The following is a 12,209-nucleotide window of genomic DNA, read 5'->3' as shown; positions in this document are numbered from 1 at the left end:
AGGAATTGACTTGTATATACAGGATTTAATATTAAAATTGGATAAATTTTGGTCAGAATATGGTTGCGTAATAGACCAACCTTACGACATGGAAATGGGTGCAGGTACATATCACCCATCGACATTTTTTAAAACACTCGGTAAAGAACCATATAACATAGCCTTTGTTCAACCAAGCAGAAGACCTACAGATGGAAGGTATGGTGAAAATCCTAACAGAATGCAGAGATTCCACCAATATCAGGTAATATTAAAACCATCTCCCAAAAACTCGCAGGAAATATATTTAGAATCATTAAAGGCGATAGGAATTGATCCTTTAGAGCATGATATAAGATTTATAGAAGATAATTGGGAATCACCAACATTAGGTGCTTGGGGAATAGGATGGGAAGTATGGCTTGACGGAATGGAAATAACTCAATTTACGTATTTTCAACAAATGGGAGGAATTTCATTAAACCCTATATCACTTGAAATAACATATGGAATAGAAAGGCTTGCGATGTATTTACAGGGAAAAGAAAATGTATATGAAACCATGTGGAATAAAGATATACCATATGGCAAATTATTTAAAGAAAACGAAAGGCAATTTTCCATATTCAATTTTGAAAAAGCAAATATAAAGACATTATACAACTTGTTTGAAACATATAAAAATGAGTTCGAATCATTAATAAAAGAAAAATTATATTTACCGGCATACGATTATCTTGTAAAAGCGGCACATGCATTTAATCTTCTTGATGCAAGAAATGCCATAAGTGTAAATGAACGTCAAAAATACATATTAATCATAAGAGACATGGCGAGAAAAACTGCCCGCACATATTTAGAAGAGATTGGGGGCGAAGGCGATGAATAAATCATTACTAGAAATAGGAGTTGAAGAATTACCATCAAGCGAATATGAAAATATAATAAAACAATTATATACATATACAGAAGAAGAATTAAAATCAAGGAACATATCCTATTCCAAATTACAGGTATTCATAGCGCCAAGAAGATTTGGAATATTATTAGAAGGACTACCTGAAAAAGAACCGGATAGAACAATAGAAAGAAAAGGTCCCGCAAAAAAAGTTGCTTTTGATGAAAATGGTAATCCAGCCAGACCATATCAAGGATTTTTAAACTCATTAAAAGGCGAAAATTATGAAATAGAAGAAAAAGAAATAAAAGGTAATATATATATATTTGCAAAAATAAAAAAAGAAGGTAAAAAAATATCTGAAACTCTATCGGAAATATATCCATCGATAATAAAAAAATTAAGATTTAAAAAACCAATGAGATGGGGTAATGGTGATTATGAATTCATAAGACCAGTACACTGGATAATGTCATTATTGAATTACGACATAATAGACTTTGAATTGTTTGGAATAAACACATCGAGAAAAACATTTGGGCACAGATTCCTTGGAAAAGGTGAAATATCCATAAACCATCCGGAAAATTATTTTAATGAATTAAGAGAAAACTTTGTAATAGCAGATTATACAGAAAGGAAAGAAAGAGTAGAAAGAGAAATAGAAACAATTTCAACAAATAACGAACTAAAAATCGAAAAAGATGAGGAATTAATAAATGAAATAACACAATTAACCGAATATCCAACAGCAGTATTGGGATCATTTAATGAAGAATATCTGGATTTGCCAGAAGAAGTAATAAAAATTACAGTAAAACATCATCAAAGAAGTTTCGTAGCAAAAAAAGAAAATAAAATAACAAATTATTACGTCGCATTTCAAGATGGATTAAGCGAAGAAAAAAACGTTACAAATGGATATTCAAGAGTTATAAATGCGAGACTTGATGATGCAAAATTCTATTATAAAGAAGATCTGAATACAGATGAAGAAACATATCTATCTAAATTAAATGAAATAACCTATCAAGCAGGTCTTGGAACATATTTAGACAAAGTGAAAGCGTTAAAAGAAATATCAAAAATAATAGCAGAAAAACTCAACTACAAAAACCAAACTTTATTAAAAGCAGCAGAACTCTCTAAAATAGATATTCCCACACATATAGTATATGAATTTCCTGAACTTCAAGGAACGATGGGAAGAATATATTTAAAACACAAAGGTTATAAAGAAGATATATACATGGTTCCAGAAGAACATTATAGACCAATTGAAGAAAATGATGAATTGCCATCAGATTTGAACTCATTAATAATATCATTATCAGATAAATTATATGATATAATTGGTTTCTTTGGAATCAAAAAAATACCAACAGGTTCAAAAGACCCATTTGCACTTAGAAGAAAAGCATATGGGGTTTTAAGGATAATAATAGAAAACAATTGGGATATAGACCTAAATGAAATAATGAAAGAAATTGCAAAAATTATAAATATTGAATATCTCGAAAAAGAAATCGCAGATTTCTTTAAAGGTAGATTTGAAACATATCTATCTAAAAAGGAGATATCAACCGATGTAATAAATACAGTAACAATAAACTGGAATAAACCATTACGCGCATTAATATCAGCTCAAGCTTTAAATAAAGTAGTATACTCTGAAAACTTTAAAACATTCATAAAAACATTTCAAAGAGTACAAAATATATCCAGAAAACACGACTCTTTAAAATATGAAGGAAGATTATTTAAAGAAGAAGCAGAAAAACAATTATTCGATGAATACCTCACAGTAAAAAGCAAGATGGAAGAAAAAATAGAACATCTGGATTATGAAAGTGCAATAGAAGAATTATTAAAATTAAAAAGTGCAATAGACAATTACTTTGATAATGTTTTCGTTATGGATAAAGACGAAAGTATAAGAATAAACAGATTGGGATTTTTAAAAAACATAGCCAATTTATTCCTTGAATTTGGTGATATTGAAAAGTTGTATAGTTAATGATTTTGAAGATAAATAGAGTGTCCAAAAAGTAAAGCCGCTCAAACCTTAATTGCTAATCTTCAAAAATAGCATATTTTCGCCGGTCGTATCAGACTCACATCCATGTTCGGCTTCACTCAATTTTGCATCCATGCAAAATTGCCCGGCTTCATATGCTATTTTTTCAGGCAATTTTCGAGTTTTCGCTTACTTTACTAATTGGACACACTAAAAATAAAAGTGATTATTGATTTTTAAATTATATTCAAATTAGACTTTTTAGACATTCCATTATGTTCACGTAAATTGATAATTTCAGAAAATAATACTCTCACGTTATTTTTTTGAGATTATTAGATTTTTTTAATTTTATATGTAGCGAAGGCTTGAAAATTCCCGAATGGAAGGATTACGTGAGCCGTCAAAATCACAAGGATGTGATTTTGAGCGCAGCCGAGCACGGATGCGAGTCTAAGCGACGGCGGCAAGTAATCCTGTAATGAGGAAAAGAATTTTCCGCCTGAGTGAATATAAAATAAAAAAATCTAATATAAAAAATATAAAAATTAAAAACGCAGATAGAAGCGGAGCTGGAATTTATGAAAATGGATTTATTAAATTACAGAAACATAAAAAAGTGCAAACATTTTGTTCCAATTTACAAAAGACCAACAAAATACTTCGAAATTAACTATGAAGGAATAACAATAGTAGCCAGCTATGATGAATACGACAATAGAAGAAAAACAGCAAAGATATCCAGAGAATCAAGAAAATTAAAATTAAACCATATATATCATATAATAGCTGTATATCTATACTTTCGGAAAAATGGAAAAGACGTCAGGGGAATAGAAGTAACCCTTGAAAACAAAGTCCATTATTTTTCTGAAAGATGGATAGAAAGAAAAATGCCATTATTAAAAAAAGAAATAGAATATTTTAAAACCCATCAGGAAAAAACACCAGGGAATCACTGTAAATTCTGTAAAATAAAGGTTCAATGTCACAGAGAATTATTAAAAAATGGAGACATATCCATAGTTCCTGGCATATCAACAAGCTATCTGAAATTATTAAAAGATATAAATATCAACCCTATAAAAGCAGTAGAAGCAAATAAGATAGAACAGGTACCACCACAATTCAGAAAACCATTATATAATCTTAAATCATTACTTGAAAACAAACCAATAATAATAAACAAATTTGACATACCAAAAAAATACATAGTATATGATGTTGAAACATATAGAGACCTTGATTTCCTACACGGAATATTAATAAAAAACAAATACAAAGCATTTTTAAATGTGGAAAATATAGATGATAACCTTGAAAGATTTTTAAAATTCATAGATTCAACAAAAGATATAATAGTTCATTATGATGTTTATGACATAAAAAGACTTCAAATGATAACAAAAAACATATCACATCTATACAAATATCTTTACAAAATCGAAGACAGGTCATATGACTTATACGAAAAAATACAGAAAAATATAGCGATTCCAGTAACATCATATTCATTAAAAGACATAAGCAAATATTTTGGCTACAAATGGAGAACAGATTTAAACGGATATGCCATATTTATAGAGTACAAAAATTACTTAAAAGGACATAAAGAAAGTCTGGAAAAAATAATAAAATACAACGAAGATGATTGCAGGGCAACAGCAATGATAATGGAAAAATTAAGGGAGTTGATGAAATGAAAAGTGGATTTGTAGCAGTAGCAGGAAAACCAAATGTTGGGAAATCCACATTAATAAATGCGATAATGAAAAGAAAAGTGGTTATAGTGTCAGATAAACCACAAACCACAAGAAATAGGGTAAATTGCATATTGAATACACCAGATGCACAGATAGTATTGGTGGATACACCGGGGATACATAAACCATTACATAAATTCGGAGAATATATGGTAAAAATAGCAATAAATGCATTAAAAGGGCAGGATTTAATACTCTTTTTAATAGATCCCATAGATATGGTTAGAGAATCAGACCTGAACATAGCCAGAATAATAAAAGAATCCGGTATCCCCACAATACTGATAATAAACAAAGTAGATGCAGCAACACAAAATCAAATAGAAGAAGCAGAAAAAAGAATAAAAACTGTACTTGACGAAAAATCAAATGTCATAGCAGAATTCAAAATTTCTGCATTAACAGGTAAAAACATATCAGAATTACTTGAAAAAATAATAGAAGTATTGCCAGAAGGGCCACAATATTTTCCTGAAGACATGACAACAGACAGGCCGTTAGCATTTATGATATCGGAATTAATAAGGGAAAAAATATTCCATTTAACCTCAGAAGAAATACCGCATTCTACAGCAGTAGTGGTAGAAGAAATAACAAATAAAGAAAACCTTATATATATCAGAGCAGAAATATATATTGAAAGACAATCGCAAAAAGGTATAATCATAGGACAAAAAGGAAGAATGATAAAAAAAATAGGAATGCTCGCAAGAAAGGATATAGAAATGCTACTTGATGACAGAGTTTATCTTGATTTATATGTAAAAGTAAAAGACAAATGGAGACAAAAAGATTCGATAATATTAAATACAATAGGACTGAAAAACGATCTGGAATAAAAACAAAATTTTTTGGATTCGTGTATAATTAAAATAAAAAATATAATAAATATTTAATAGTAAAAAAATAACTATACTATTATGTTGTCTAAAAAGTCTCAAATGAAACGAAGGCTCGAAGATTGCCCTTAAAATTATGAATGTAAGCCGTCAAAAAAACAGGACGTTTTTTTGAGTGAAGCTTTTTCATGGATGAAAAATCTGAGCGACGGCTGAGAATGAATAATTTTAAGGATTAGCAATTGAGCTGCCTGAGTGAATTTGACTTTTTAGATATCGTATATACTATTTCTATTTATTCATTAAAATCAATAAGTTCATCTGCTTCAAGTGCAACAGAAGTTGCTTCATGATAATAAATCTGTGTTGTAGAAATATTCTTATGTCCTGCAATCTGTTTCGCAGCTTCTATACCATGATTTAAAGCTATTTTTGTAATAACAGTATGTCTAAATGAATGTGCAGACAATTTTTTTCCGCCTCTAAAATCCTTTAAGCCCAACTCATTAAAATATTTATCAATAATCATTTGAATAGCTCTTTCCGTTAAAGCATTTCCATATGAATTCTTTGAAAGTGAAATAAATAAAGGATCATTTGGTTTAACCTTTTTTATCTTATTCCTTTCTTTTAAATAATCATTTATCGCTTCATATACATCCTTATGAAGTGAAATTATAGAATCCTTTCCAACATGACCTTTGGATTTATAATGCAGTAAAACCTTATTATTTCTTTTTACAATATCTCTTATTTTTATCCTCGTTAAAGAATATGTTCTTATACCTGTATATGCGAGCAATTTTATTATTGCCATATTTCTTTTTCCAGACAAATTTGACGTATCAATAGTTTGAAAAATCTCTCTTATCTCATCGTCTGTCAATATATCCTTTTGATGTCCAAATGGTCTTTTGGCACCTTTCACATTCCTTGCAATATTTGCATATAATCCTCTATCTTCTAAAAAAGCAAAAAAACGCCTTATACCTGATAGGTATAAATTTACAGTATATGGACTTTTTTCCTTTAATAAAAAAGTTTTCCACATTTTAACTGTTTTTGGTGTTGGCTTTGATACATTGCGTTTTCTCAAATAATTTAAAAAATATTTTATAGACTTTGTATATTGTTTTTTTGTCTCATCAGTCACATCATCGAGTTCTTCAAGAAATTCAATGAGAATCTCATCAAATTTATTTATCTCTTTTCTTTCTATTTCCACAGCCAAAACCTCTTTTTAGTGGGATGTAATTTCTTTAAATACCTTATTCCTTCCAATACCCTATAATTTACTGTATCCTTTTCATAATTCCCAAATTCATCTGTTTCTCCGGCTTTTTTATCCATCATTATTTCTATCGCATCATCTACATTTTTTACAACATATATATGAAATTTATTATTTTTAATAGCTTCTTCAATCTCATGATTCAACACAATATTTTTAACATTTTGATATGGAATTACCACGCCATGTTTCGAGTTTAATCCCTTAATTTTACATACATTATAAAAACCTTCTATCTTTTCTATTATTCCACCAACAGGCTGTATATTCCCATTCTGATCAATAGAACCTGTTACAGCAAAATTTTGCTTTATTGGAACAGCTGATATTGCAGATATCAACGCCAAAACCTCTGCAAGAGATGCACTGTCTCCTTCGAGCATAGAATATACCTGTTCAAAACTTATTGAGGCAGAAAATACCATGTTTTCATCAAGATGATACTTTGAATAAAAATAATTTTCTATAATATACGTTGATTTCCTGTGTATTTTTCCGCTCATATCAGAATCCCTTTGAATATCGAGCAATCCTGCCTGCTTTGCCGAGAAAACTTTAGCTGTTATCTTTACAGGCACTCCAAAGGATAACGTATCTACCTCCATAACCGTTAAACCATTTATCTGACCGATTTTCACACCATCTGTCTCCAAAATCAATTGCCCATCTTTTATTGAATCCATTATTTTATCCCTGTATAAAGAGAACATGTTTTCATGTTTTTTAATAGCTTCTTTCACAGCATTACCATCAACATATGGTATAGTATCACTATATCTATCAGAAATATAATTTGATTCAAGTATAATGTTCTTTAATAATCCAAATTTTGCAGAAAGCTTATCATTTCTTCCATTAATTCGACATGAATACTTTATCAATTCTTCTATTGCCTTTTTAGTAAAATCCCTTAAATTATTTTCCTTTATTATATTTTTTACAAACTGTGCAAAATAATCAGCATTTTCCTTATTTAAATCGATTTCCGTATCAAAAGGTACCTTTATATTAAATAATTTTTTAAAATCGGGATCATAAGCATATAACATTTCATACATCCACTCTTCTCCTATCAAAATTACCTTTATATCAAGTGGAATAGGATCTGGCTCCAGAGTATGAACAACACTTAATCCCATTTTACCCTCTAAATTCTCTATCTTCACTTCCCTATTCATCAAAGCATTTTTTAACGCTTCCCATACATATGGATTTCTCATAACCTTTTCAGCATCAAGAATTAAATATCCGCCATTAGCCTTATGTAGCATCCCAGGCTTTATCATCATAAAATCCGTTTTTAATATACCCATTTGCGAAATATACTCAATCTTCCCTATTAATGAAGAATATGTTGGATCCGTTGCTTCAATTACAGGAGCTCCGCTTATTGATGAATTATCGATTATAATATTTACAGAATATTTTTTTCTATAATATTTTAATATATTTTCATCAGATAAAATTTCTGGGAAGTTTTCTGACAGGTCGTTTTTTATATCATTTAAATATTCAACCACATCAGAATTTCCATTATACTTTTTTATAAGATGCTCAAATATTCCAGATATTGTAAATAAAGCCCAATATTTTTCAAGATTTCTCAATTGCTCACGATAACTTTTATCAGTTTCTGTTATTTTTATCATAGCTTTTTCCATCAATTGCCTTAAAATAGGAGTTTTTTCTTCATACTTACTTTTTATATCTTCTGGTAATTTTTCATACTCCTCATCCGTTAGCTCTTTACCTTCATATACTGGTATAGTTACAGCACCGTCGGATGTAAATTGTAGCTTAAAACTCAAACTTTCCACTTGTTTTTTCAAATCTTCCCATATTTTTTTTCTTTCATTTAAATATTCCTGCTCTAATTGTGTCCTTTTTTGTGAAAAGTCCTCACCTTCAAGTCCTTTTTTTATAGCATTAAAAGCCATTTCTATGGTTTCTTCAAGCTCGTTTTTAAAAATTTTAGCCTCTCCAGATTTCAATGAAATGGCTTTTGGCCTCATCGAATTCTTAAAATTATAAACATAAATATAATCCTTTGGTGTTTTTTTATCTGTTGAATATTGTGCCAAAATATTTTTAGCAAAAGTCCTCCTGCCTGTATTTACTGGACCTGTTATAAAAATATTATGTGTTTTCTCTTCTATTTCAAGGCCCATTAAAATAGATTCGTATGCTCTTTTCTGACCGAAATATTGTGTTATTGGCTTTAAACTTTCTGTAGTTTCAAAATTCAATTGTGGCATATTAATCTTAAAATCTTCTAATTTTAATTTCAACATTTCACCTCCGTACTCGCCTGCGGCGGGTTATTGGATAAAAAACATTATAAAACCATTATGCTAACTCATTAAAATTATATCACACAATAATAATAAAATAGTGTGTCCAATTAGTAAAGCAAGCGAAAACTCGCGGATTGTCCGAAAAAATAGCGAATGTAGCCGGTCAATTTTGCACGGATGCAAAATTGAGTGAAGCCGAACACGGATGTGAGTCTGATACGACCGGCGAGAATGAGCTATTTTTGAGGATTAACAATCAAGGTTTGAGCGACTTTACTTTTTGGACATCGTACAATAATAAAAGGATATAGCAAATCACTATATCCTTTATTATTATTATTGGCATATGTTTTTATTATTAGACCGTCTAAAAAGTTTCAAATGAAACGAAGACTCGAAGATTGCCCTTAAAATTATGAATGAAAGCCGTCAAAATTACAAGGATGTAATTTTGAGCGAAACAATACACGATGTATTGTTTGAGCGACGGCTGAGAAAGAATAATTTTAAGGATTAGCAATCAAGCTGTCTGAGTGAATTTGACTTTTTAGACATTCCATTTTATAATATTAAAAAATAACCTTTAAAACTGGATATTTTTTAGTCTCAGAAGGTGTATCATCAAGTGAAGAAAAATCTGTATTAGAACCACTCCATTTTAAAGTAGAATCCAAATTTTCAAGAGCATCAGCTTTATCGAATTCATTGGTATAAAACACATAAACAACATTGCTGTTAACACTAAAATCAATACTGTCAATGGTGTTCTCAAGGTAATTACCAGCAATTAAAGCACTGATATCAGCTGGCAAAGAATCCTCATTGTAATAATACTGAATAACAGAATTTTCCAGAACCTTCATATCGTTTATAATCTTTGTCATTTTCGCCTTCATTACAACATTATTTACCATAGGAACAGCAAATGCTCCCAGAATAGCAATAACCGCCAATACAATAAGCACTTCATACAAAGAAAACCCAGCTTTATTTTTCAAAGCCATCCCCATACCCCCTTATATTAAATTTTTATAAAACAATAATATTATATCATAAAAATTAAAATTTAAATAAATTAATTTTTAATATATATAATTATGCTGTTTAAAATATAATTTTTATATCTATTGACAATAGCTTTTTCAGAAATACCTTCATATATTAAAATAATAATATTTTCAAATGATTTTTCATATAATATAAAATTTGGATCATTTAATTCTGGAAGTATCTTTATAACAAACTCATTACTTTTACCTTCATCTTTTCTCACAATTCTCACAATATTATTATCAGTATATTCTTCTAAAGAAAAATCTACATTACTATAAAAAGTATTTATTTCATTAATCTTTTCCCTTATATCATAAATAAGATTTTTAAAATCAAAGTCCCCAATCCTTGTAATTCCGATTTTATTCAAATCATTAATGTAAATATAATTTACAATCCTTTTTAATTCTTTCTCAATAGATTTTTTTTCTAAAACAAACTCAGGCATTTTGTATTTATTGGCAAAATCATAAATGTCATTGATTTTATCATCAAAATACTCTTTAGTAAAAATACCTAAAACTGCTATAAAAAACCCCAAAACTATGCCTATGGCTAAAGTTAATTTTTTGTTTGGTGCAACTGGTTTATAGGGAATATAAACATTATCAATGACTCTAATAGAAGGTTGCAAAAATCGTTTCTGTAATTCTTGTGTTTCAATAGATGATTTTAAAGAATTATATTTGCTCTGTAAAATAGCAGAATCCTTTTTCAACAGGAAAAATTCATATAATAAGGGGGATTTATTTCTAATTTCCGAGTCAATCTTTTGCATTAACGAAATAGTAGATGATTTACCAACATCTAAAAGTTCTAATTGTGTTTTATCATTTACATATTCCTTATAAGATTCGAGGTCAGTAGTTGCAAGATATTTTAAATTATTTTCCATAATGTCATTAATTTGTTTTTTTAAATTCTCTTCAAGAACCTGAATTTTTGTTTCCAGTTCAATTAATCGCGGATTTTGAGTTGAGTTCAATTTTAATGTTTCATATTCAATTTTTAAATTAATCAACTCACTTTTCAAGGGTTTTATAGCTTCATTATTCTCAAGAAAAAATTTTTTTAAATCTGGGTTTAAATTAACAAGATTATCTTCAATTGCTTTAATCTTCGATTCTAACTGAGTTTTTTTGCTATCAATTTCAATTAAATCAAAATATAATTTTGAATATAATGAAACAAATGGGTTCAGAGAATTTTCATCAAAGATTTTATTATTAACCTGAAAATCAAGAATCTTCTTTTGAATATCCAGGTATTTCTCGGAAACATCCTTAAATAATTCTTTTAAATTTTCTAAATAAAAATTGGAATCCTCTAAAGCTATATATTTTTCATATTTTATATATTCATTATATACAGATCTAACAATAGAAGCCGCTAATGTTGGGTCATGAGATTTAAATGAAATTTTTATTAAAGAAGTATCCTTTTGAGGTTGAATATTTAAATTGTCTTTTATAACTTCAATAATGTCATATTTATTAATATTTATATCATCTTTTCCAAATAAACTGCTAATAAGAGAGGGTTTAGAATTTCTCAAATAATAATCTAACAAATTATTATTTTCAATAACCTTTAATAAAATCTGATCTGATTTCATCTTTTCTATAATAGTACTGATTGAATTAGAACCTGAGGGCAAACTGATACCAACCATTGATGCTAAATTTCCATATTGAGCAAGCAAAGAAGAAGTTTTTGAAGTATTTTTTGTTTCAACAAGCATTTTTGCCTCATAAATATCTTTTGATAAGAAAATATATAGTGTTGTAGTCAAAACAACTATAATAAAAATAACAAAAAAAGATATTTTTCTTCTGTTAAATATTCTGAAAATATCAGATAAAGTAAGCTCATCATCGTATTCTTCCATAAAAAACACCTCCCAGATTTCTTTAAAATTATATCAAAATTTTATTAAAATTTCAATAATTATACAAATAAATACGGTGTCTAAAAAGTCTCAAATGAAACGAAGGCTCGAAGATTGCCCTTAAAATTATGAATGTAAGCCGTCAAAATTACATGGATGTAATTTTGAGCGAAACAATACACGATGT

The 12,209-nt window shown here is 28.7% G+C and carries 8 protein-coding genes; 4 read left to right on the top strand and 4 right to left on the bottom strand.

Annotation, left to right across the window (positions count from 1 at the left end):
* Positions 1 to 10 precede the first annotated feature (10 nt).
* The 4 genes from X274_RS10505 (at position 11) to era (ending at position 5,496) form a co-directional block, all read left to right on the top strand.
* Positions 11 to 868: a glycine--tRNA ligase subunit alpha gene (locus X274_RS10505; RefSeq protein ID WP_047266786.1), complete on the top strand. Its 858-nt coding sequence runs from the start codon at positions 11 to 13 to the stop codon at positions 866 to 868.
* Complete coding sequence (glyS, locus tag X274_RS10500; RefSeq protein WP_047266785.1) at positions 861 to 2,894, top strand: glycine--tRNA ligase subunit beta; 2,034 nt, start codon at positions 861 to 863, stop codon at positions 2,892 to 2,894. The genes X274_RS10505 and glyS overlap by 8 nt, the downstream gene beginning before the upstream one ends.
* 581 nt (positions 2,895 to 3,475) lie before the next feature.
* Complete coding sequence (locus tag X274_RS10495) at positions 3,476 to 4,597, top strand: TM0106 family RecB-like putative nuclease (RefSeq protein ID WP_047266784.1); 1,122 nt, start codon at positions 3,476 to 3,478, stop codon at positions 4,595 to 4,597.
* The gene (gene era, locus X274_RS10490) at positions 4,594 to 5,496 is read left to right on the top strand and encodes a GTPase Era (RefSeq protein WP_047266783.1); all 903 of its coding nucleotides are present in this window, start codon (positions 4,594 to 4,596) and stop codon (positions 5,494 to 5,496) included. Before X274_RS10495 ends, era begins: the two co-directional genes overlap by 4 nt.
* A gap of 295 nt (positions 5,497 to 5,791) precedes the next feature.
* Here era and X274_RS10485 read toward each other — a convergent pair whose 3' ends face one another.
* The 4 genes from X274_RS10485 to X274_RS10470 form a co-directional block, all read right to left on the bottom strand.
* Positions 5,792 to 6,721: a tyrosine-type recombinase/integrase gene (locus X274_RS10485; RefSeq protein ID WP_047266782.1), complete on the bottom strand. Its 930-nt coding sequence runs from the start codon at positions 6,719 to 6,721 to the stop codon at positions 5,792 to 5,794.
* Entirely contained in the window at positions 6,712 to 9,075 is a 2,364-nt protein-coding gene (locus X274_RS10480; RefSeq protein ID WP_197073368.1) for a Lon protease family protein, read from the bottom strand. The genes X274_RS10485 and X274_RS10480 overlap by 10 nt, the downstream gene beginning before the upstream one ends.
* 575 nt (positions 9,076 to 9,650) lie before the next feature.
* On the bottom strand, positions 9,651 to 10,085 hold the full coding sequence (locus X274_RS11705; protein WP_052913303.1) for a type II secretion system protein: 435 nt from the start codon (positions 10,083 to 10,085) through the stop codon (positions 9,651 to 9,653).
* Positions 10,086 to 10,156: 71 nt separating this feature from the next.
* Positions 10,157 to 12,022, bottom strand: coding sequence for a GumC family protein (locus X274_RS10470; RefSeq protein WP_047266780.1), 1,866 nt, complete (start codon positions 12,020 to 12,022; stop codon positions 10,157 to 10,159).
* Positions 12,023 to 12,209: the final 187 nt, after the last annotated feature.

The organism is Marinitoga sp. 1155 (assembly GCF_001021175.1).
Lineage (GTDB): Bacteria > Thermotogota > Thermotogae > Petrotogales > Petrotogaceae > Marinitoga.
The sequence above is the reverse complement of the archived record's forward strand: the minus strand, read 5'-3'. Positions and strand labels throughout refer to the sequence as shown.